The 23985-nt window shown below is 49.3% G+C and carries 19 protein-coding genes and 2 pseudogenes; all 21 read right to left on the bottom strand.

Features of this window, described 5'->3' with window-relative positions; genetic code table 11:
- Positions 1-221: 221 nt before the first annotated feature.
- The 21 genes and pseudogenes from Q0753_RS05450 to Q0753_RS05350 all read right to left on the bottom strand — a co-directional run bounded on the left by Q0753_RS05450 (position 222) and on the right by Q0753_RS05350 (position 23907).
- Positions 222-2195 carry a nucleoside-diphosphate sugar epimerase/dehydratase gene (locus Q0753_RS05450; RefSeq protein WP_298718274.1) on the bottom strand — a complete coding sequence of 658 codons (1974 nt, stop codon included), beginning with the start codon at positions 2193-2195 and terminating at the stop codon, positions 222-224.
- A gap of 59 nt (positions 2196-2254) precedes the next feature.
- Positions 2255-2626 carry a four helix bundle protein gene (locus Q0753_RS05445; protein WP_298718272.1) on the bottom strand — a complete coding sequence of 124 codons (372 nt, stop codon included), beginning with the start codon at positions 2624-2626 and terminating at the stop codon, positions 2255-2257.
- A 133-nt stretch (positions 2627-2759) separates the two neighbouring features.
- Positions 2760-3311: a sugar transferase gene (locus Q0753_RS05440; protein ID WP_298718270.1), complete on the bottom strand. Its 552-nt coding sequence runs from the start codon at positions 3309-3311 to the stop codon at positions 2760-2762.
- On the bottom strand, positions 3295-4245 hold the full coding sequence (locus Q0753_RS05435) for an SDR family oxidoreductase (RefSeq protein WP_298718268.1): 951 nt from the start codon (positions 4243-4245) through the stop codon (positions 3295-3297). Before Q0753_RS05435 ends, Q0753_RS05440 begins: the two co-directional genes overlap by 17 nt.
- The gene (locus Q0753_RS05430; RefSeq protein ID WP_298718267.1) at positions 4242-5471 is read right to left on the bottom strand and encodes a glycosyltransferase family 4 protein; all 1230 of its coding nucleotides are present in this window, start codon (positions 5469-5471) and stop codon (positions 4242-4244) included. Before Q0753_RS05430 ends, Q0753_RS05435 begins: the two co-directional genes overlap by 4 nt.
- The gene (locus tag Q0753_RS05425) at positions 5401-6426 is read right to left on the bottom strand and encodes an NAD-dependent epimerase/dehydratase family protein (RefSeq protein ID WP_298718265.1); all 1026 of its coding nucleotides are present in this window, start codon (positions 6424-6426) and stop codon (positions 5401-5403) included. Before Q0753_RS05425 ends, Q0753_RS05430 begins: the two co-directional genes overlap by 71 nt.
- Before the next feature lie 60 nt (positions 6427-6486).
- Positions 6487-7755, bottom strand: a complete 1269-nt coding sequence (gene tviB / locus Q0753_RS05420; protein ID WP_298718263.1) for a Vi polysaccharide biosynthesis UDP-N-acetylglucosamine C-6 dehydrogenase TviB — start codon at positions 7753-7755, stop codon at positions 6487-6489.
- A gap of 42 nt (positions 7756-7797) precedes the next feature.
- On the bottom strand, positions 7798-8970 hold the full coding sequence (locus Q0753_RS05415) for a glycosyltransferase (RefSeq protein WP_298718260.1): 1173 nt from the start codon (positions 8968-8970) through the stop codon (positions 7798-7800).
- Positions 8928-10820: an asparagine synthase (glutamine-hydrolyzing) gene (asnB, locus tag Q0753_RS05410; protein WP_298718258.1), complete on the bottom strand. Its 1893-nt coding sequence runs from the start codon at positions 10818-10820 to the stop codon at positions 8928-8930. Before asnB ends, Q0753_RS05415 begins: the two co-directional genes overlap by 43 nt.
- A 60-nt stretch (positions 10821-10880) precedes the next feature.
- A complete protein-coding gene (locus Q0753_RS05405; protein ID WP_298718394.1) occupies positions 10881-12017 on the bottom strand; it encodes an ISAs1 family transposase in 1137 nt (378 codons plus the stop codon).
- A 236-nt stretch (positions 12018-12253) separates the two neighbouring features.
- Complete coding sequence (locus tag Q0753_RS05400) at positions 12254-12781, bottom strand: DapH/DapD/GlmU-related protein (protein ID WP_298718256.1); 528 nt, start codon at positions 12779-12781, stop codon at positions 12254-12256.
- A 21-nt stretch (positions 12782-12802) separates the two neighbouring features.
- A complete protein-coding gene (locus Q0753_RS05395) occupies positions 12803-14005 on the bottom strand; it encodes an O-antigen polymerase (protein ID WP_298718254.1) in 1203 nt (400 codons plus the stop codon).
- Between the two features lie 107 nt (positions 14006-14112).
- Positions 14113-15105 carry a glycosyltransferase gene (locus Q0753_RS05390; protein WP_298718252.1) on the bottom strand — a complete coding sequence of 331 codons (993 nt, stop codon included), beginning with the start codon at positions 15103-15105 and terminating at the stop codon, positions 14113-14115.
- On the bottom strand, positions 15098-16594 hold the full coding sequence (locus tag Q0753_RS05385) for a hypothetical protein (RefSeq protein WP_298718250.1): 1497 nt from the start codon (positions 16592-16594) through the stop codon (positions 15098-15100). Before Q0753_RS05385 ends, Q0753_RS05390 begins: the two co-directional genes overlap by 8 nt.
- A gap of 74 nt (positions 16595-16668) precedes the next feature.
- Positions 16669-17433: pseudogene (locus tag Q0753_RS05380) on the bottom strand (ISAs1 family transposase); the annotation flags it as partial.
- A 158-nt stretch (positions 17434-17591) separates the two neighbouring features.
- A pseudogene (locus Q0753_RS05375) lies at positions 17592-19130 on the bottom strand (SLC13 family permease); the annotation flags it as partial.
- A complete protein-coding gene (gene cysN, locus Q0753_RS05370) occupies positions 19127-21046 on the bottom strand; it encodes a sulfate adenylyltransferase subunit CysN (protein WP_298718248.1) in 1920 nt (639 codons plus the stop codon). The gene cysN and the pseudogene Q0753_RS05375, both read right to left, overlap by 4 nt.
- Positions 21046-21945 (bottom strand): sulfate adenylyltransferase subunit CysD, encoded by a 900-nt coding sequence (gene cysD, locus Q0753_RS05365; protein WP_298718245.1) that lies wholly within the window; start codon positions 21943-21945, stop codon positions 21046-21048. Before cysD ends, cysN begins: the two co-directional genes overlap by 1 nt.
- Before the next feature lie 235 nt (positions 21946-22180).
- Positions 22181-22381, bottom strand: a complete 201-nt coding sequence (locus Q0753_RS05360; protein ID WP_298718243.1) for a hypothetical protein — start codon at positions 22379-22381, stop codon at positions 22181-22183.
- A 404-nt stretch (positions 22382-22785) separates the two neighbouring features.
- Positions 22786-23019: a phosphopantetheine-binding protein gene (locus Q0753_RS05355; protein WP_298718241.1), complete on the bottom strand. Its 234-nt coding sequence runs from the start codon at positions 23017-23019 to the stop codon at positions 22786-22788.
- Between the two features lie 18 nt (positions 23020-23037).
- Positions 23038-23907, bottom strand: a complete 870-nt coding sequence (locus Q0753_RS05350) for a ketoacyl-ACP synthase III (protein ID WP_298718239.1) — start codon at positions 23905-23907, stop codon at positions 23038-23040.
- Between the last annotated feature and the right edge of the window lie 78 nt (positions 23908-23985).

Raw genomic sequence — 23985 nt, 5'->3', positions numbered from 1 at the left:
ATTCGACCCTACAAAATGTCACCTCACGTTTTTAGAACCCTGGCCCGCCAAATACAAAAATGCCCGCAGCTGGTTCACAACAACGGGCATCAGGTATATGAGTGAACTAAATTACAGCTCCGCACCATGCTTACACCCGGCACCATACCAGTCTCCTCCCCTTTACCTCGCGCCAGCAGAATAACAGCGGAGTGCAACGCAAGGGGAGGGTTAGGGAGGGGTTACCGCACCAAGGCCACTACCGGTTTAACGTTATCGGCTTCAGCCGCTATCGGTACCGAAGAAGCAGCCGAAAAACTCGTCTGGCTCTCCTGCCACACCAAATCGCAAATACCGTCTTGCGGATTAAACGCCGTGGGCGCATTCAGCAGCAACTGACGAATTCGAGCCTGGTTGTAGTCTTCGCAGGCAGCATCCAAATCTTTCAGCAAAATGGCCATTTCATCCCAAGGTAAATGTACCTCGTTGGCAGTACGAATACGCGGGTGCGTCGTGGGCTGCTCATTACCGCCGATCAGCAGCTCTTCATACAGTTTCTCGCCGGGGCGCAGGCCGGTAACCTGTATTTCTATATCGCCATCCGGGTGCAGCTCGTCTTTTACATCGAACCCCATCAACCGGATCATCTTGCGAGCCAGCTCGATAATGCGCACCGGCTCGCCCATATCCAGCACAAACACATCGCCGCCCCTGCCCATGGCGCCGGCCTGGATCACCAGCTGGGCCGCCTCGGGAATGGTCATGAAATAGCGGGTAATGTCTTCATGAGTAAGGGTAATAGGCCCGCCGGCGCGGATCTGCCGCTTAAACAGTGGTACCACAGAGCCAGAAGATCCCAGCACATTGCCAAAGCGCACCATGCAAAAGCGGGTGTTACTCTGGCGCAACGCCAGCCCCTGCAACACCAGCTCGGCCAGACGCTTGCTGGTGCCCATGACATTGGTGGGGCGCACGGCCTTGTCGGTGGAGATAAGCACAAAGGTTTCCACCCCGCAGTTAATGGCCGCTTCCGCCGCCCGCCAGGTGCCGAACACATTGTTGCGCACCCCTTCCACCACGTTGTATTCCACCAGCGGCACATGCTTGCAGGCGGCAGCGTGATACACGGTGTGTACGCCAAAGGCCTGCATTACCGCCTCCAGCCGGTTTTGTCGCTGCACCGAGGCCATAATGGGCACAATGCGCACATCATAACCAGCATCTCGGCACATACCGTTCAGCTCCTGATCAATTTGATACAGGGCATATTCCGACATTTCAAACAGCACCAGGGTGGCTGGGCCCTGTTGCACTATTTGCCGGCACAGCTCGGAGCCAATGGAACCACCCGCGCCGGTAACCATTATCACCTTGCTGCGAATGTTGGCGCCAATCAACTCGGGAAAAGGCTCCACCGGGTCCCGCCCGAGCAAGTCTTCCACATTCACTTCGTGCAGCTCACTCAGCTTGGCCTTGCCACTGACCAGATCGGCCATGCCGGGAATGGTGAGCATATCCACTGGCAGGGATTCAAGGCTGTCTACAATTTCGCGGCGGCGCTGGCGGCTGATGCTTGGCATGGCCAACAACAGCTTGTGAGCACCAAAGCGCTCCACCAGCCAGGGCAGTTCGGCCGGGGAATAAACCGTTAACCCCTGCAACAGGGCCTTTTGCAGGCCGGGGTTGTCGTCCACAAAGGCCACGGCGCGATATTCGCTGCCATGGCTAAGCGAAGTATTCAGCTGCCGGCCGGAAGCGCCGGCACCGTAAATAATGACGGGGGTTTTCTGCTTTTTGGTGCTCTGGTTATAGAGCGCCCGGGCCGTGGTGCGGGCACCGCCACACAGCAGCAATGCCAGAGAGGCATAAATAACCGGCACAGAGCGGGGCAAAAAGGCGTTGAAGTAATAAGCCGCCAGCACCATGGTAACGGCCGACACCGCCACCCCGCCCATCATCACCACAGTAGCGTGATGCCCCAGGTAGCGCAGCACCGCCCGGTAAAGACCAAAGCGCACAAAACACAACAGCGTAACCGGCACCATGGTTGCCAGCACCAGCCAGTGCCGGAACGAGCCCAGCAGGCTGGAGCTGTCCAGCCGCAGCAGGTAAGCCGCCCAAAACGCCAGTGAAATAAACAGCGTATCCAGCAACAAGCTGATAATGCGCTTTACCGAGCGAGGCTGTTGAAACAACCAGTGAATGGCGTTATTCATATAACTCGAACCTCGTTAGTGTTGAGTGCTGAGTGCTGAGTTTTTAGTGTTGAGTAAGCTCATTTCTTAGAGCTCGATCTTAAGTTCATTTGAGTGTTTTTTACTATGGCAGTAAGCATCTTGATAAGCTCTTCACTCTGCTCAAGCAAACTCACAACATGTGGTTGGCTTTTATCTAAATAACCTGTTTCACAAAGCAAGTTCAGCCAATATTTTGTTTCTCTGGCTTCTTTGCTGGCAATGCTCATTTTGGCAACAAAATCAGCCCTGGACTGCCCAGCCTGAGCCTCGTTCACATTAGCACCAATAGAGGTGCCAGAGCGCAACAACTGCTTGGAAAGTACATACTCTCTCTGTTCTTTCGATAAATGCTGATACAACTTAACGATGCGAACAGCAAAAACAAACGATTTATCAAGCACATTGTTCACACCACCCCCCGAGTTTGAGTTATGAATGTTGAGTGATGAGTGATGAGTGATGAGTGTTTATTTTTCACTCAATATTCACAACTAAAAACTCAACACTAATATAACTCAACACTCAACATTAAAAATTCAACACTCACCGCCGAACCCGATCGCCACTGCCCTTGCCGGACACGGTAAGCAGTATGTAACGAAAATAATCCTTAACCGACAGCGACTGGATCATTTTTTGATCCGTCTCGGCCAGCAGCTCGGGGGTGGACATGTCAATTTCATTCACCTGTGCCAGGCCGGTAATGCCGGGGCGCACATCATACACACCGTGAGCAGCTCGGGCTCTCGTCAGCTCTTCCTGATTAAACAGGCCAGGCCGTGGCCCCACCAGACTCATTTCGCCTTTCAGCACATTCCACAGCTGAGGCAGTTCATCCAGCTTGGTACGACGCAAAAAATGACCAAAGGGCGTGATGGATGATGCACTTGCCAGGTGAGACGCCACAGAAGCGGTGTCTACTTTCATGGTGCGAAACTTAACCAAAGTAAACGGCTTTTGGTGCCGCCCTACCCGCACCTGACGAAAAATGGGGGAACCAGTATCAAACAGGCCGATAAGGGTTAGCAACACCAGCACCGGAAAGCCGCATACCAACCCCAGCAATGAAAACACAATATCAAACAACCGAATCATCAAAACACCTCTTTAATCCTTGCTCCACCGACAGCGGTGGCGTCCAGCCCAATACATTACGAGCCTTTGAAATATCAACCTGCAGCGAACCCAGCAAACGCTGAGCCATGGCTTTTTTACCCAGCATGGTAGCCCCCAACTGCAGCAAACCAGCCGGCACCGGCAACAACCGGCACGGTTTGCCAGCCGCCTGGGCAACGCCACGCAACAGCTCGCTGGTAGACACATCTTCCCCGTCGCCGGCCAGAAACACCTGATTGGCCGCTGCAGGATGATCAATGCAGGAGATAATGAGGTCAACCAGATTATCTAGCGCCACCAGCGAACGCCGGTTGTGAATGGCACCCAGAGGCAAAGGCAAGCCCTTTTCAACCCAGCGCATTAAACTGCCAAAATTACCTGGTGCATTGGGGCCATAGACCAATGGCGGGCGGATAATGATAATTTCTATCTCCGTTTCACGCTGAATCTCCCACAACCCCTGCTCTGCCTCCCACTTGGACTGAGCATAAGGGTCTGCCGGATTAGACTCATCATTCTCGGTGAAAGGGCGTGTATTAAGGTTTCCATTTACACCAATAGAGCTGATAAATATAAAGCGCTTCACGCTTGAAGCAGCTGCCTGACTCGCAAGGTTGAGCGTACCGTCCACATTGACACGGCGGTATTCCGCCAGCGGGTTAGCCACTTCGTCTTTCACGATATGGGCACGAGCAGCAACATGGATGACAACTTGTTGATTGGTCAAGGCGGTTGACCAGTCAGTAGCGTTGGTAATATCACCCACTACATTTGCCGCGCAACGATCAAAACCACTGGCAGCCCGTAATGCCGCAGTAACTTTGTACTCCCCATTCTCAAGCAACTGTCCCAACAATGCTTGCCCCACAAATCCCGTTGCCCCTGTCACCAAAATATTTGTTTGTACTGTCATGGTTCAAGTAGCTCCTGATAGATATCCATATGCTGCTCCACGATTTTTTCAATTGCAAAGGCTTCCACCGCCAGCACTCTGCCAGCGAGTCCCATTTTATTGCGAAGCTCAGGATCTTCAATTAATGCCTGAATAGCATCGGCCAACGCTACAGCATCTTTTACAGGTACAAGCAAACCGGTTACGTCTGGCGTGATCGCATCTCGGCAACCTGGTACATCAGTGGTGACCACAGCACGGCCACAGGCGGCGGCTTCAACCAAACTCTTGGGCAACCCTTCACGATAGGATGGAAGGCAAATAATATTGGCCGCTGCATATTGCGCTGCAATATCCTTACGATATCCCAACAGTTCGACCGCCCCCTCAGCCGCCCACTGGTCTAATTCCTGCTGGGTCACACTGGTTGGATTACCCGGATCAGGCGAACCAATGAGGCGCATTTCAACCGACAGGCCACGCTGTTTCAATAGTCTTGCTGCATTAACAAATTCAAGCACGCCTTTATCCTTGAGCAACCTCGCGGCCATAACTACAGTAGGATTACCTTTAGGTTCAGGCACAACCGGGTACTTATCTAGAATAACGCCAGATCCGCGGATTAGGCGTGCTTGTTGTGGCGTTAACACACCAATTTCACTCAGAAAATCTTTATCATCTGGATTCTGAAATATAACTAACGAATGTTTACCTGAAAGACCAAATTTAAGCATGCGCACTACGAGCGCCTTTCTGATCTTAGCAAAAAAAGACTGTGCTAAAAAAATGGTTCCTAACCCAGCTATTGCTGCAACAATATTATTTTTACCTGCCACTCTTGCAGCAATAGAGCCATATAAGGCAGGCTTTATAGTTACCAAGTGTATTAGAACGGGTGACAATACTTTAATTAACCTATAACAACAGACTATACTGTAGGCTTCATGTATAGGGTTTTCACCACCTCTTTTGATTGGTAACTCATGATATTCAAAGCCACATTCTTTTATTATAGAAACAGCTTCTTGATCTACCTCAGTTGTTATTGAAGACGCAACATGAATTTTAAAACCAGCGTCACAAGCCTTTTTAGCAATATGAAATCGATGCGACACAAAGTACTCAGGGGCATTAACTATAAAAAGTATAATATCTGTTTTTTCAATCAAGAGGCATTTACCCCACATTCTCAATATACCAGGGCATGGCTTTGGCGATGCCGTCCATAATGCGGTATTGCGGCGCATAGCCTAGCTTGCTGACGGCCTTGCCGATATCCGCCTGCGAATGGCGCACATCACCGGCACGAAAGTCCCGGTATACCGCCCTGGCTTCATAAGGCTTGCCATTTTCAGCCAGGGCAGACTGCAGTGCGTGAAACAAATCATTCAGTGTGGTGCGGTCGCCTACGGCCACATTATACACTTCGTTTTTAGCGTCACTCGGGGCAGTGGCTGCCAGCAGGTTCATCTGTACCGTGTTTTCAATAAAGCAAAAATCACGGCTGGTTTCACCATCGCCGTTGATGAATACCTCTTCCCCTTGGATCATGCTGGCAGTCCACTTGGGGATAACCGCAGCATAGGCACCGTTGGGATCTTGCCGTTTGCCAAACACATTGAAATAACGCAGACCAATGGTATTGAAACCATAGGTTTTGGCGAACACATCCGCATACAGCTCATTCACGTATTTAGTGACCGCATAGGGAGACAACGGCTTGCCGATGTTCTCTTCCACCTTGGGCAGTGCCGGATGATCACCATAAGTTGAGCTGCTGGCGGCGTAGGTAAAACTCTTAACTTTCGCATCGCGTGCAGCCACCAGCATGTTGAGAAAACCGCTGATGTTAGTGCCATTGGTAGTGATGGGATCATTGATGGAGCGCGGCACCGAGCCGAGCGCGGCCTGATGCAGCACATAATCCACCCCGGCACAGGCCTGGTGGCAATCATCCAGGTTACGGATATCTCCCTCAATAAAGCTAAAACCAGCCCACTGCTCCGGGGTAACCAGCTGCTGCACTTCATCCAAGTTGTGTTGGTGACCGGTGGCGAAGTTGTCAAGCCCCACGACCCGCTGATTAAGCTTGAGCAGGTGTTCAAGCAGGTTGGAGCCAATAAAACCGGCAACACCGGTAATCAACCAGGTTTTGGGGCTGGCAGGGAGAGTTTCAAGCAGTTGTGAATAGGCAGTCATCATTCATGCGCCCGCTTTTTTGTTGGAAATCGGGCGTCCTTATCAGGTTTACAGAAGAGATAGTTACAGGCGCAAATCGCTGGCATCAGCAGGCAAAATATACTTCAGATCATAAATTACATGTGTGGGCTTGCACAGGTCGCGGAGCTGCCCCACACCCATTTCGGCAAACTGCTTATGCGCAACCGCCATAATCACGGCATCGTACTCCGCCGCCTTGGGCTCAGTAATGGGCTTAATGCCATATTCGTGCTCGGCTTCCTGCGGGTTGATCCAGGGATCGTAGCAGTCCACCTGTACACCATAGTCCTGCAGCTCAGCGATAATGTCTACCACCTTGGTATTGCGCAGATCCGGGCAGTTTTCCTTGAAGGTTAAACCCATTACCAACACGCGGGCACCTTCCACATGAATACGCTTTTTAAGCATGGCCTTCACCAGCTGGCTGGCCACATAGGCCCCCATGCCATCGTTCAGGCGGCGACCCGCCAGAATGATCTCAGGATGATAGCCCACAGATTGCGCCTTGTGTGTAAGGTAGTAAGGATCCACTCCAATGCAGTGGCCACCCACCAGGCCTGGGCGAAACGGCAGGAAGTTCCACTTGGTGCCGGCGGCCTTGAGCACTTCTTCAGTGTCAATACCCAGCTTGTTGAAGATCAGTGCCAGTTCGTTGATAAGACCGATGTTCACATCGCGTTGGGTGTTCTCGATCACCTTGGCCGCTTCTGCCACTCTGATGGAGCTGGCCTTGTAGGTGCCGGCGGTGATGATGGAGCTGTAAAGTTTATCAACCGTTTCAGCGACTTCCGGCGTAGAGCCAGACGTTACCTTAAGAATAGTGGTCACTCTGTGCTCTTTATCACCCGGGTTAATGCGCTCAGGGCTGTAACCACAGAAAAAATCGCGATTGAACTTGAGGCCAGAAACCGCTTCAAGCACCGGCACACAGTCTTCCTCGGTGGCCCCCGGATAAACGGTGGATTCGTAAATCACGATATCGCCCTGCTTGAGCACTTTGCCGATGGTTTCACTGGCCTTGATCAGCGGGGTGAGATCGGGTTGCTTGTGCTCATTGATGGGCGTGGGAACGGTCACGATAAACACGTTGCAGGCTTTGAGGTCATCCAGCGAGCTACTATAGGACAGGTGCTTGGCCTCTGCCAGCTCCTGATCGTCCACTTCCAGCGTGCTGTCGTGGCCCTGTTGGAGCTCAGCCAGGCGGGCGGTATTGATATCAAAGCCCAAGGTGGGGTATTGCTTGCCGAATTCTACAGCAAGGGGGAGGCCTACGTAGCCTAGACCGATGATGGCGATGTGTGTGTTTTGCATAAATTTTAAATCCAAGCGCGAGAATGAATCTGAGTTGAAGAGTTATTTGGCGTCAATCAGCGAAACATACAGAGCGTAATAACGGCGACTGATCACATCCATGGTGAAATGTTCACGAATACGGCTGGCTGCAGTCTGCCCTAGTGCCTCTCTTTCTGCAGCAGGCAGGGATACCATGGCATCAAGCTTATCAGCGAATTTGTCAGGGGATGCAGCAGGCACCACCCATTCAGGGCTGTCCAACAGATAGGCGGCATCGCCCACATCTGTGGTGATACAGGGCAAACCCACAGCCATGGCCTCGCCCAGTACGTTGGGGAAGCCTTCGGTAACGGAATGCAGGCAAAAAATATCACTGGCTTGCAGGCAAGCGGGCACATCATTGCGCTCACCCAGCAGATAAAACGCATTTGCTTGCCCGGTTGCATCGATCAAGGCCATCAGCTGCGGGTTAGAGTGCTCAAGGTCACGCCCCACCAGCATAAACCTGACATCATTGTGCTGTGCCGCGACCTTGCCTGCCGCCTCAATAAACGTTTTATGGTCTTTGACCGGGTTATACCGACCAACGGATACCATCAGCGTGCAATCGTTGCTTATACCCAGCTCACCCCGAATGCGGGAACCGTTACTGCCTATGGGCAACAATTTATCAAGCTCGAACCCGTTGGGTATCACCTGCATTTTATTCGGTGCATAGCCAACGGTTTCATGCACCTTGCGGGATGCATCTGCCGCACACACAATCACACGCGGCAATCGCCCCGACAGCCAGGCACAGAGTTTACGGATCAGCAAAGTGACCTTACTGCCGCCTTTACGAATATCGGTACTGCGGATACACCAAACAAGATTACGAATGCCAATGCTGCGGGCCGCAAGGCCACCCAACAAATCGGCATGATACATCCAGGTATGCACAACATCGGGCCGCAGCGTCTGCAGCAATTTGCGCAATTTGAAAAAAGTTGCAGGGCCTTTACTAATCGAGGACATACCCAAGCAATGAACCGCTACACCCTGCTTGGCCAACTGATCTCCCAACACTCCTTTGTCGGTCAGCGAAATTACACTATGCTCGATGCCCGGCTGTTCACGGTGCGACTCGACCAAGCGCTTGAGCATCAACTCAGCGCCGCCGACATTCAAGCCTATGATAACGTGAACAACTTTCACTGCTTTTCCAGCCACGCCTGAAACATCAAGATACTCCATAGCTTACGCGCATGATCGCGTTTACCCTGTAGGTGCTCTGACCAAACACGTCGTACAACACTAGGGGCGAAGTAGCCTTCCTGTACCAAACGCTGTTCACTCAGCAGTGCTTCAGCCCAATCCCTTAATGGACCACGTAACCACTGCCCCAGCGGGACTGAAAAGCCTTTTTTGGGGCGTTCAATCATTTCACGCGGCACGTGGCGATACAGCACTTCGCGCAGTATCCATTTACCCACGCCATCACGTATTTTCATATGTTGAGGTATTTGCCAGGCCAATTCCACAACACGGTGATCCAACAAAGGAACACGAGTCTCCAGGCTGTTGGCCATGGCTGCACGGTCAACTTTTACCAGAATGTCATCGGTCATGTACTGGCCGGCATCCATTGCCATCATCCAGTGTTCGAAGCTATCGGTTTGCGGCCATTGCTCGGGGCTACTGATCCGTGTCGGGTGTGCTTGTCCACCGATAACCAATTGATCAGGGTTATCCCAGTGACTCATTAGAACGTGATAAAACTGCTCTTTGTCTTTAGCAGGCAAAACGCGCAAAAGCTTGGCGAGCTTATCCGGTAGCGGTAACCCGGATAGCAAGCGAAATGCAATTTGCCTGAGCGGAAAAGGCAGAACCTTTAATTTTCTCCATACACGCGGCGCAAATTGATAGGGGTTGTAGCCGCCAAAGAGTTCATCGCCACCATCGCCACTGAGCGCAACCGTGACATGCTGCTTTGCCATACGGCTGACCAGAAAAGTCGGCAACTGAGAGCTATCAGCAAAAGGCTCGCAATAGATATCAGGCAAACGCGGGACCAAATCCAGGGCATCCTGCGCACTGACATACAGCTCGGAGTGATCTGTTCCCAAATGCCGCGCCACTTCTTTGGCGTAGTCTGCTTCATTGTAACCCGGCTCATCAAAGCCAATCGCAAAGGTGCGAACAGGCTGCCTGGATTGCTGCTGCATCAGTGACACGACGGTACTGCTATCCACTCCCCCACTGAGGAACGCGCCCAAAGGCACATCGGCCAGCATCTGCCCGCTTACCGCTTGGCTAATTGCTTGCTCTAACAGATCCGTTGCTTGTGCATCTGTACCGCTGAACGAATTAGCCAACCCATTCTCAACAACCTGATTCAGCCGCCAATATTCCTTGGGTTGAACGTTCGCACGCAGCTGCCCTTTTTTGATTTGCACATACTGGCCAGCAGGTAATTTCTCAATACCCTGATAAATTGTATAAGGCGCAGGAATATAGTTATGACGCAACAACAGCGACAAAGCACCACGATCAATGTCCGCATTAAAATCAGGATGCGCTTTGAGTGCTTTTAGTTCAGAACCAAACAGTAAAGTATCACCACACCAGCCCCAGTACAGCGGTTTTTCCCCTAAGCGATCGCGCGCCAGCGTCAGTTGCTGTTCTTGCTTATCCCAAAGCGCCAGGGCGAACATACCCACCGTCGCCTGCAGTGTTTGCTCGATACCCCAGGTACTGAAGCAAGCCAGAAGCGTTTCAGTATCGGAATGACCACGCCAACTTGGTACGAAGCCTTGCGCCTCAAGCTGAGCACGCAATTCAAGGTGATTGTAGATTTCACCGTTGAACGCTATGACAAAACGGTCACAAACTGATGCCATGGGCTGATGTCCAGCGCGGGATAGATCGACTATGGCAAGTCGTGTGTGTGTAAGACCAACCCCCCGAACTTCATCCGACCAGTCGCCTCGTTCATTAGGACCACGGTGATTTAATGAAGATTCCATCCTATCAAGTATAAGACTTGTTTTGTGTGGATAATTTTCTTTCTTAGATAACAAAAAATAACCAGAAAAACCACACATCTAATTAACCTTTAAGCTTTTAATAGAGTTCAAAACACCACACTCCCTAGCAGGGCAAGATTACGAAAGCCCCAGCCCTGACAGGACTTGCGACAGGTAATCGGTATTGCGACTGGCCCGCTTCTGTTTGCGTTTGATGCCAGCCTTGAAGCTGGTATCACTGTTCAGGGCGTTGAATGCCATGTGACGAATGGCTGCCATGTTTTCACCTGCCTGCTCTCGGCGAATGCGGCAGTCATCTTCCCGCATGCCCACGTCCAGCCGCCAGTGCAACTGCGACTCGATTGACCAGTGTGAGCGAGTAGCCTCCAGCATTTCCTTCGGCGACAGCTGCGCCGAGCTAATGTAGTAGCGCACCGTAATATCCAGCTCTTTCAACGGCTGGCCACGCTCTTCCCGGATTGTCCCTACTATTCCCAGCGTTTTCAGTGCTGGCCACTCATATTCGAGATCACCCAGGATGGACAAATCTTCCACCACCAGGCTCAGCCGGGTTTCCTTCCGACCATGGCCGACTTCCTGAATGCTGTAACCGTTGGCGTCTTCCTGCTGGAACATGTCCATACGGAAGTAATCGTTGAAGGCAGCTTCCAAGCTGGGTTGATTACCTTTCACGGCCAGCAGGTAGTCAGCCCCCTTGTCGAGGATCTTTTTGGCTATCGCACGCTGACAGCCCATGGCATCGATGGTGACCAGGCAGCCACGAATGCTCAGCAGCCCCAGTAACTCAGGAATCGCGGTGATCTCATTGGACTTCTCACTGGTTTTCACCTGCCCCAGCACCACCTGATTGGCTGCACTGAAGGCAGACACCATGTGAATGGCCCCTTTACGTTTGCCCTTGTCATAGCTGCGCCGCAGGGTTTTGCCATCGATGGCAATCACTTCGCCCTCGGTCACGTCGTAGCAAGCCTGCATCCAGGACGCAAAGCTCTTCTGCAACTGCTTGGCCGACAGCATGCCCATCACTCGGGCAATGGTGTCATGCACCGGCACACCGTTCTCAAAATCACCATACTGGCGCAGCCAGTCGAGATGATCATGCCCGAAATCCTCGATGTCTTCCCAACCTTCTGCGCCGCCGATAACCGCCGCGACAGTCAGAAACAGGATATCCGCGAGCTTGTGCTCGATTTTCCACTGCTGACGTGGGTCTCTGATGATGGAAAGGTGGTCCAAAAGGCTGAGTTCATTCATGGCGATGATCTGCTGTTGAAAAGACAGCATATGATCACAGGGAGATCGGATCGTCAAAGCGATCCTTGAAAATCGACATTTTTCTTCAAAAAACGTGCGTTCCAGTGTACAAAGTGGTAGCTAGTATTCTAATTTTTACCCATCCGAGAGCCTTGCCACGCAAGAATTTTTCATGGTCTTCCCCTGGATCAACAACGCTCGTATCAAGCCATTCTGAGTGAACAGATGCATAATAATCATCCCATTGGGACTCGGCCTATAATCTTTGCTGGATTACCAGCGACAATCATATTATTTTCAACATCTTTAGTCACAACAGCACCCGCAGCTACTATTGCTCTATTGCCAATTGAAACTCCTGGCAATATAACAGCTCTAGCTCCAATCCATACATCATCACCAATAAAAACACTTTTTACACTTTGATTTTGCTCTCTCAGTAAAACATTTGGATCTTTATATTCATGCCCTCCCGTTAGTATCATAACTTGGGGACCAATCATAACATCATCACCGATTATCACCTCACCAAGTGTTGTAATATATGTACCCTCCCCCAGTCCTGAGTTTTTCCCTATGCTTACATTAGCACCACGACCGAAGTGAACACCTTTTGCTATATTTACATTACAACCTTGACTTCTAAATATATACCCACAGCAAAACCGCCTTAATGAAACACCAAGCTTTGTAAACGAAGCAGATGGCAATTTATTTGCAACGCCATAATAAAAAAATAAAGCCATATATCTAAACAATATCATCAGACGCACCATATAGAAATACTAACAAACCTTATAAAATTTCAATCGGCCAGAAAACACCATAAATAAGAAAAGAATTATATAAACAAGACTCCATTGAACAAACAAAGCCGGATCACTGTTTAAAAATAAAAATGGCATATATAATAAAAAAACAACACTAATAGCTATTGTAAATGGTGACTTAGAATAAGACATTGTGTTTGTTATCGTGGAGTCTATAAATTTAACTAAAAACCCGAGAAAAAAACCATAAACCAACAGAAATAAAACCCCGCCCTGATACAAAGAAAAAGCGATAACCCCTGGTGGCACCTCACTATCCCAAACCCCTCTTATTAAATATGTATTATAATAAGAGATGGAATCAACACCATCCATACCAATAAGTTTAAAAGGTTTTAAAATCCATAATAACAAGTCGGAAAAATAACGGCTTCCTATAGCATTACTATCAAGAATTACTTTCACACTCATATACTGGTGCGAGTACTCTTTAACAATTCCATCAAGAAAACTAATCTTACCTAAAGCTTCAGAAAAACTAAGGCCATTATCATTAAAAATTTGAAACAAAAAAACCTTACCAAACAAGCCTATAAAAATAGAAACAAAAAAAACAACTATCGAAATCTTAACTGGAAATTTATCATTCACCAAGTTATAGGAAAAAAGAAACAACATTAAAAACATTATAAGCCCCCCTCTGCCACCATCAACAAACAATTTGAAGAGGGTAAAAACCAATAAAATAAAAAAACAAACTTTAACAAAAAATATTTTTTTACCCCGCCCCTTGCCCATATTAATTAAAGCATAAAGAGCAGCTAAAACAATAAGACTATAATATGAAAACATGTTAATGAACGAAGCGAGATAACTTTTATTCTCTACATAACCACTTCTTATTCTTGAACTGTTCTCTAAAACAAATTGAATCCCACCATACATAGCAATAAATATGAAAAAACAAACCAACATAATAAAAGTCAAACCGACATAATATTTTACTTCAGCATTACGATAAAAAGAAAAATAAATAGATGACGATGTGGTAAACTTATAGCCAGAAATAAAAGAAACAAAAAAAACAAAAAAAATCAGGAAACTCTCAAAATAAAAAGTTCCCAAAAGTTCATAACTGAAGGCGCTAGAAATACCTAAATGATTGGTTTCAATATATAACGGCACAAACACATAAACAAAAGAAAGCTTAAGTAACATATGTTCGTACAGAAGAAGCTTCTTCCTAAGAGCAACTCTTTTATAAATATAAAAAGCTATAACAAAGAGAAATAGGACTCCAAAGATCCAATATGCCATATATTAAATCAACCCAACTTATGCATGATGATATTAAATATCACAAAAGGATTATTTTTTAATGAAGAAAATAACAACTCAAAAAATCTGACCATCTTATTATTTATCAAAGCCTGCTTTGCCATTAAAAGTTCATCCTCGGCCAGTTTACTATCTACTTCCTTTTTGAATTTACAAGCCGTTAACAAGTTAACCCCTTTATAAAGAGCATAGGTATTACGAAGATAACTTTCAAAACAAAGCCTTGTCTTGGTAACACCTCCATCATGCTCTCTATAAACCCCCATAGCCTCATCTGAAAAAAAACACAACCCTTTGCTAGCATTAAATAACGCTATAGCTTTATCACCACTTCTAATTGGACCATCAAAATAGTCTAAAAAATCAACAAATTCATTTCTGCAAAATATACTTAGTGTAGGTATAAATTGATTCTTCAGAACACTTTTAAAATCATGAGTCCCAAATCTCACTTTACTATATTTAGATTTAGCTTTTTTATTACATGTTGAATCAAGAATATCTACCAAATGTGTGTGCATCTGATATTCCAGATTATTTTCTAAAAAAGAATATTGCTTCTGCAGTTTATTGCAATCAGTCCAGAAGTCATCGCCTTCACACAATGCTATATATTTACCTTTTGATATAGGAAAAAGAAACCTAGGCGCTATAAGTCGAACTCCTTTAGAATATTGATTTTCCTCTTGAACTATCAATCTAATTATCTTCGGATATTTTTCCGCATACATCCTTATCACATCAATTGCACCATCAATTGAGGCATCATCATGTATTAACACCTCAAATGGAAATTCAGTTTTTTGCATTAGGAAACTACTAATTGCTTGACCTACATAATCTTTATGGTTGTAAGTAATGCAGCAAATACTAACTATAGGCTTATTTATATCACCTTTCCAGTTAGAAATTATTTCATCTTCGGTTGGCGAGGAACACAAATGAGCCCCCTCTAAATAAAGCTGAGCATTGTTAAACAAGGACTTTCCTCCTAATAACATCGCGCATGGATACGCCCATCGCTAAGCTTACGGCCATCAAGGTTGTTCCTACAAGCCATGCAAACTGAACAAATCGTGAACTATCGGCTGCTGGAAAATTGAAACTGGTTAAAGCCCAGACGGCTACCGCTGCGAAGATAACCCCAGGTAACACATCCTGTATCAGCCATTTAAAATGAAGCCCTGGTGCAAATCTGTGGTGAATGAAAGGTACCCATGCTACTAATGATAATATTCTGAAGCCCATCCAGATCCACGCTACGCCGATCGCACCATATTCAAAGGCCGCATAAAAAATAAGGGGAATGTTAATAATAATAGACGCCGTGTTATAGGCCACATGGTACTTAAGTAAACCGTAGGCGTATTGGAGGTAATACTGAAAGGAAATAATCGTCAGCAGACCACTACCAATAACAAACAGAGGTAAGATAGGTGCCGTCCATTTGGCAGCCTCCATATCTCCGGTCCAGACATACACGACTGTCTTGGGCAGCATGGCGATCACCAGTGTCACTGGCGCAATAACCGATATAACAAAACGGGTTGATCCCCTGTATAGCTCGAGCATGACCTCATCCTTTCCATCAGCCAGCAACGCAGTCATTCTTGGTAATATGGCTTTACTTACAGGGCCAGCAAGTAGTATTACTCCCGATGAGATAGTCGCTATAAGCGTGAAATAGCCGTATTCCCCTAACGTCAGCACCTTGGAGAGCAGAAGCTTATCCAACTGGGAAAGCAGCACCCAGATAACACCAGTGTAGCCGATACTTAGTGCAAACGGGGCAATTCTTTTCAGCTCCTTCCAAGAAAACCGTGCACTATTTAATACGCCGCAAGGCATTAACCGCCGAAGCTTTCTACGGATGAGAAAAACCTCAATAAGCACTACAGAGAGTTGAAAGTAGAAAAAGATCAGGATGTCGCCTTTTGTCCAGATCATCAGTAACAAAGAACCCGGGAAACGCAGGGTATTAATAAAAACATCTACCAGGCTCATCCAAACCTGCATCTCGTAGGCGTTTATTCCACTACGGTTTATTGATGACACCCAGCGGACACTAACAATCACGGCTATAATACCAATAGCCGTTGAAACCATAGAAGCTTCAAGTACTTCAAACGTCAACCAGTCAGAAGCTACCCATTCTCGTGACATAAAAAGTCCTGCCCCGACCAGTAACGCCATGAAAATAAAGGTAACTTCAAGGCTATTAACCACGGTTACTAGCCGAGCACCTTCTGATGGCTCACCTTTAAGCCGTGCAATTTCCCTAGACAGCGTTGGAGTCATCCCAAGATCCAGTAAGCTCATCCAGGCCTGAATCAACGTGAAGAAACCGACTAATCCATAAGCCTCTGCCCCCATGTGCTGAAGGTAAAAGGGAAGAATGAGAATGCCGATAAGACTTGTATATAACTGGCCGATATAATTGAATATTATATTTTTTTTTACTGAGGACACTTTAACTACCAACTTTAAAAGTTAATTTCCCGTCAAATATATTATGTATTTTCTTATTTTTCATATATCTCTACCTAAATAGCTACTTCTAATTCTGCTACATCGACCAGGGCAAGATTACACGCCCCCAGTCCTGACAGGACTTGTGACAGGTAGTCGGTATTACGACTCGCCCGTTTCTGTTTACGCTTAATGCCAGCCTTGAAGCTGGTATCACTGTTCAGGGTGTTGAACGCCATGTGAAGTATCGCTACCATGTTTTCACCGGCCTGTTCACGGCGAATACGGCAATCATCTTCCCGCATGCCTACGTCCAGCAGCCAGTGCAACTTAGACTCGATTGACCAGTACGAGTGGGTGGCTTCCAGCATTTCCTTGGGAGACAGCTATGCTGAGCTGATGTAGTAACGCACTTTCATATCCAGTTCTTTCACTGGTTGGTTACGCTCTTCCCGGATCGCAGCCACAATCCCCAAGGTTTTCAGCTCCGGCCACTCATAGGCCCCCAGGATAGAAAGATCTTCCACCACCAAGCTCAGCCGGGTTTCCTTCCGACCATGGCCAACTTCCTGGATGCTATAGCCGTTGGTGTCTTCCTGCTGGAACATTTCCAGCCGGAAGTAATCGTTGAAGGCGGCTTCCAGGCTGGGCTGATTACCTTTCACGACAAGCATGTAGTCAGCACCCTTGTCGAGCACCTTTTTAGCTATCGCTCGCTGACAGCCCATGGTATCGATGGTGATCAGACAACCCCGAATGCTCAACAGCTCCAGCAATCCAGGATTGGCGGTGATCTCATTAGTATTCTGTTTCAATCAAAATACATCCACGGGATCAGCCCGCACACCACGATCCCATAAACCAGCGCCAGTGGTAACCCGGTGCGCATATAGTCCATATAACGGTAATTACCGGCGCTGTATACCATCAGGTTGGTCTGGTAGCCGTAAGGAGTCAGAAATGATGCACTGGCGGCAAACGCAGTGGCCAGCAGCAGGGGTTTGGCATCTACCTGATATTGCTCGGCTATGGCTATGCCGATGGGGAATGCCAGTGCAGCGGCGGCATTATTGGTAATCAGCTCAGTCAGCAGCCAGGTGGTGAAATACAGCCCTACCAGAGCACCCCATACTCCCCATTGTTCAAACAGCGCCACAATATATGTGGCCATGCTGTTTGCCAGCCCGGAGTTCAGCATGGCCTGAGCGACACCTAGGGCACAGCCAATGATGAGCGCAAGCTCTACCGGTGCTCGCCGGCGAATTTCCGATGCAGATAATACGCCAAATGCAAGATAGGCCAACAACAGCAGCAACATGGCGTCCAAGAGGCTGAGTACATTGGCAGCAGCCAGCAACAGTGCTGAAAAGAACCCCGCTACTGTACAAGCACCACGCCATCCATTGCTCTGCTTGTTATCTGCCACACCACTGACCATAACAAAGTTGCGGGCAATATTGGGCCTGGCATTAAAGTCGTCTCCAACCGCCAGCACCAATACATCCCCCGGGCGTAATGCCAGATTGCCCAACCCTCCTGCCAGCCGTTGGCTGCCCCGGCGCACCGCCACCACGGCGGCGTCGAACTGGCTGCGAAAGGCCGCATCCCGAATGGTGCCGTTAACCAGAGTTGAAGACGGGCTTAACACCACTTCTACCAGATTACGCTGCAGCAAGCGGGATGGAGTATGAGCAAGTTCAAGGCCGGGTAGTGCCAGCAGTTTATGCACTTCGGCCATATTGCCGGAAAACACCAGTCGGTCTTCCGCCTGCAATATTTCGGTGGGCTTTACGGGTGAGATCAGGCTTCCGTTTCGCACCAGTTCAACCAGAAACAAGTCTTCAAGTTGTCTTAGCCCGGCCTCGGCCACGGTTTTTCCTGCCACGGGTGCGCCGGCGCACAGTCTGAACTCGGTAAAGTAATGCGCCTTGCTGCTGTGCTCCGATACACCATTTTCAGGCAGCAGCTTGTAGCACAGCAGCACCGCCAGCAGGCCGGCCACAAATACCGGAGCACCCACCAGAGTAAAATCAAAAAACGAAAATCCCGGCAGGCCGGCATTTCTGGCCAGGCCATCAATAATCAGGTTGGTTGAGGTGCCCACCAGTGTCAGCACACCGCCCAGAATGGCGGCATAAGACAGCGGGATCAACAAGCGGCTGGGTGCTATTGCCTTGTTACGCTTTATCGGCCCCATCAGGGTAGCCACCACGGCCGTGTTGTTGGTAACGGAAGACAACAGCCCAGCCCCGCTCATCAGCTTTAGCAGCACAGTGCGTTCACTGCCCTTCAGCAGCCAGCCGGCCAGGCCATGCACCAGACTGGTTTTCTCCAGTGCCAGTGAAGCGATCAACAGCAGAAAGAGGCTGGCCAGTGATTCATTCACAAAGTTCAGCAACAGCTGCTCTTTGCTGAGCAGACCACCGAAGTAAAAAATCAGCACGGCACCGCCAAAGGCATACAGCGGCCTGATGCGGGTAAACACCAGCGTACCAATCAGGCCGGTCAGCACACAGGCAACAACAGCTGCATTCATTCAGCAACAAAGCCCGACAAAATCCCCTTTTCTCTCAGTAAATTGATCACCGCGTCGGCGGCCTCATCGGCACTCAGACTGGTGGTGTCGAGGCGAATTTCCGGGTTTTCGGGCTGCTCATAGGCAGAGTCGATGCCGGTGAAGTTCTTCAGCTCGCCGCGGCGGGCTTTTTTATACAGCCCTTTCACATCGCGCTCTTCCGCCACATTGAGCGGGGTATCCACGTGCACTTCAATGAATTCACCGTCATCCAGCATTTCCCGGGCCAGGCGGCGCTCGGCGCGGAACGGTGAGATAAAGGCAGTGAGTACCAGCAGGCCGGCGTCGACCATCAGCTTCGATACTTCCGCCACCCGGCGAATGTTCTCCACCCGGTCGGCATCGGTAAAGCCCAGATCCTTGTTCAGGCCGTGGCGCACGTTGTCGCCGTCCAGCAGGTAGGTGTGGTTACCCTGAGCGTGCAGCTTTTTCTCCACCAGGTTGGCAATGGTGGACTTGCCGGCACCAGACAGGCCGGTAAACCACAGCACCGCCGGCTTCTGGTTTTTGGCAAGGGCGCGGGCGTCCTTGTTCACATCCACATGCTGCATGTGAATGTTCTGGCTGCGGCGCAGGGAGAAATTCAGCATGCCGGCGGCCACGGTATTGTTGCTCAGGCGGTCAATCAGAATAAAGCCGCCGGTGTCTTTGTTGCTCTGATAGTCATCAAAGGCAATGGCCCGGTCCAGACTGATGTTGCACACTGCAATGCCGTTCAAATCCAGCTTCTTGGCGGCCACATGCTCCAGAGTGTTCACGTTGACCTGATATTTAATATCGGTAATAGACGCGGTGACCGTTTTGGTGCCGATTTTCAGCAGATAGGGGCGGCCCGGCAGCATGGCGTCTTCGTGCATCCACACCAGGGTGGATTCAAACTGATCGGCGGTTTCCACCGGCACCTCGGCGGTGGAGATCACATCCCCCCGGGAGATGTCGATTTCATCTTTCAGGGTCAGGGTCACCGACTGACCGGCCACCGCTTCGGGCAGCTCGCCGCCGTGCACTACGATGCGGTCGACGGTGCTTTCCTTGCCGGAAGGCAGCACGCGAATGCGATCGCCGGGCTTGACCACGCCGCTGGCGATGGTGCCGGCAAAGCCGCGGAAGTCCAGGTTGGGGCGGTTTACCCACTGCACCGGCAGACGGAACGGCGCGCGCTGCATGCGGGTGTCGTCCACTTCCACGGTTTCCAGATAGCCCATCAGGGTGGTGCCGTGGTACCAGGTCATGTTCGGGCTGGGCTCAACGATGTTGTCGCCCTTGAAGGCGGACAGCGGAATGTAGGTGATGCTCTCCAGGTTCAGCTGTTCAGCGAACTGGGCGTAGTCTTCCTTGATGCTGTTGAAGGTGTCTTCGGAGTAATCCACCAGGTCCATCTTGTTGATGGCCACCACCACGTGGCGAATACCCAGCAGAGACATCAGGTAGCTGTGGCGACGGGTCTGGGTGAGGATGCCCTTGCGCGCGTCGACCATCAGAATGGCGGCATCGGCGGTAGAAGCACCGGTCACCATGTTGCGGGTGTACTGCTCGTGTCCGGGGGTGTCGGCCACGATGAACTTGCGCTTGTCGGTGGAGAAGAAACGGTAGGCCACGTCGATGGTGATGCCCTGCTCGCGCTCGGCGGCCAGGCCGTCGACCAGCAGCGCGAAGTCGATGTCTTCACCCTGAGTGCCGTACTTTTTCGAGTCGGCTTCCATGGCGGCGAGCTGATCTTCAAACAGCATCTTGGATTCAAACAGCAGGCGGCCGATCAGGGTGCTCTTGCCGTCGTCCACGCTGCCGCAGGTGATGAAGCGCAGCAGGCTCTTGTGCTCGTGTTGTTGCAGGTATTGCTCGATATCGGAGGCGATGAGATCGGATTGGTGCGCCATCAGAAGTAGCCCTCTTGTTTTTTCTTTTCCATGGATGCGGCGGAGTCGTGGTCGATCATGCGGCCCTGACGCTCCGAGGTCTTGGTCAGCAGCATCTCCTGAATAATGGCGGGCAGGGTATCGGCCTCGGACTCGACGGCGCCGGTGAGCGGGTAGCAGCCGAGGGTACGGAAGCGCACGTGCTTCATCATGGGCACTTCGCCGTCTTTCAGCGGCATGCGCTCGTCATCCACCATGATGAGGGTACCGTCGCGCTCGACCACCGGACGCTGGGCGGCGTAGTACAGGGGCACGATGGGAATGTTTTCCAGGTGAATGTACTGCCAGATGTCGAGCTCGGTCCAGTTGGACAGCGGGAACACGCGAATGGACTCGCCCTTGTGCTTGCGGGCGTTGTACTGCTTCCACAGCTCGGGACGCTGGTTTTTCGGATCCCAGCGGTGCTGCTCGGTACGGAAGGAGAAAATACGCTCCTTGGCGCGGGACTTTTCCTCGTCGCGGCGGGCACCGCCAAAGGCGGCGTCAAAGCCGTACTTGTCGAGGGCCTGCTTGAGGCCTTCGGTCTTGGTGATGTCGGTATGAATGGCGGAGCCGTGGGTGAAGGGGTTGATGTCCTTCTCAATGGCTTCCGGGTTGACGTGCACCAGCAGCTCCATGCCCAGCTTCTTGGCCATGTGATCGCGGAACTCGTACATTTCACGGAATTTCCAGCGGGTGTCCACATGCAGCAGCGGAAAGGGCGGTACCGAGGGGTAGAAGGCCTTCATCGCCAGGTGCAGCATGACCGCGCTGTCCTTGCCGATGGAGTAGAGCATGACCGGGTTGTCGGCCTCGGCCACCACTTCCCGCATGATGTGAATACTTTCGGCTTCCAGCCGTTGCAGGTGCGTCAGATTCATAACAGAAATCCAGATTAAAAAACAAAAGAAAAATTAAAAGCTAAACCTCAAGATATCTTTTTATAGCAAACTTAAAAACTTAGCAAAACTAGACTGGCTGACAGCATAAATAAGGTACAGACTCCTCTACTCATAAACACACTGGCAACATTTCAGAAAACACCAACACCTATTTCATTATTTAAAAAACTCATTTAATGCTGTAACTCGCAGTTTATATCAAAGTAAAAGAGAGTTAGCTCTCCCATTTGTGATATGCCCGTTCAGCTTCTGCCTGCGTGTATTCTTTCAAGCGCCAGCGGTTGGTGCTGGAGAAGCTTGCTTCACCTGTATATGCAGGGATCTTATCTTCGCTTATTCCACCCTGTTCAACCAGGCGGCGGGTAATTTCGTTGTAGTAGTGTTCAGGGCGCTGACAGAAGTCCTCATATTGCACCACCACCTTTTTATGCTCTGATAAGTCAAAGATAATCTGCTCTACCGAACGATGGATAATTTCTATTATTCTTTTAAATATTATAATTAAGAATAACTTCCCGGGTGCTTTTTATCTACAAATTGCTTTTATAAGTAAACTTACTTGAGCATCAGGGCAAGATTACGAAGAACCGGGCCAAATAAGGGCTTTCAGCTACTTCCTGACAACCAAATCATGTTGAAAGTGTTCTTTTTAGAGCTTTTTCTGTCCATAAACTGCTCATAACGGTGAATCGCAAGGAATTCTAAAACTTTTGCCCCTTTGGGGTCCTAATTTGGAAGCGATATTTCTCGCAAACCCAGTAAATCCGCAGGCTTTCGTAATCTTGCCCTGACTTGAGCATCCATGCTCAAGTAAGTCATTCAAGAAATTATGAAGTCTACAATTTTTTTCGGTGTATCCAGCTCATCGGCCTGATCATCCGAGATTGTCACTTCCGCTGCTTCGGCTACATCCATGATCAACAACATAAGCTCTAATGAATCAACCCCCAGGTCGACTAATTTTTGGTCCATTTTACTTTCGGACATCTGTAGCCCTAAAACATTTTTCTCCAGTTTAGAGTTAACAATCTTTATAGCTTCTTCACGGTTCATATTTTTACCTTTTATTTTTCATTTTACATATTTATAAATTGCTGTGCCCCAGGACAACCCCACGCCAAACCCTGACATAAGAATCACCTGTGGCAAATTATCAATCTCTTGTTCCAACAGCAACGGGATAGATGAAGAAACTGTATTACCTGTTTCAGACAGTTTTATAGGGGCTTTTTCAGCTGGAATTCCTGCTCTCTGGATGGTGTTTTCCAACATAAAACGACTTCCCTGATGCAGAAGAAAAAGCTCAATATCATCTGCCTCCAACTCTGCACTTTCCAGCACCTTCTTAATCTGTTTAGGTACGTCTTGCAAAGCAAAATTAAAAACAGCTCTACCATTCATTTCAAGAAGGTTATTATTTTTCTTCAGTGCCTCACTACCCGCTCCTTTGGTAGAGAACTTGGCGCTAGACAAGGTATAGCGAGGCGTATCACTGACCAGTGTCACTGAAGCCGCATCGCCGAAGAGCAAGCAGGTGTTTTTATCTTCTGGATTCAGAATTCGGGAGTAAGGATCACAAGTGAAAAGCAGACCTTTTTTCATACCATTTACTGCCATAAAAGACTGGATAACACTCAACCCATACACGTATCCAGAACAGCCCAAGCCAATATCGAAACAAGCACAGTCTTCAGATAAGTCTAGCTCAGCATGAATCAGCGCAGAGTTATGAGGTAATCCGCCTTTATCCGGATTTTGGGTACATAAAACCACACATTCAATTTCGGCCGGATCAATGTTTTCTTTTTCACATAATCTCTTGAAAGCTGCCACGCTTGCACTGACGACTGAATCCTCAGCCTCAAACCTCGGCAGTGTAGAGACTCCAATTTTCTGCTCCACAAACTCGCGCTCTGTCTCAAATTTCTCCGCTTGCAGCAAGTTGTCAACCCGCCCCCTCGGAAGATAACTGGCGACAGACTGGATTCCTAGCATAGCTGTTCGTCTGGGTGCTGAGTT

Origin of the sequence: uncultured Oceanisphaera sp. (assembly GCF_947495715.1) — a bacterium.
In the GTDB taxonomy this organism is placed as follows: Bacteria; Pseudomonadota; Gammaproteobacteria; order Enterobacterales; family Aeromonadaceae; genus Oceanimonas; species Oceanimonas sediminis.
The sequence above is the reverse complement of the archived record's forward strand: the minus strand, read 5'-3'. Positions and strand labels throughout refer to the sequence as shown.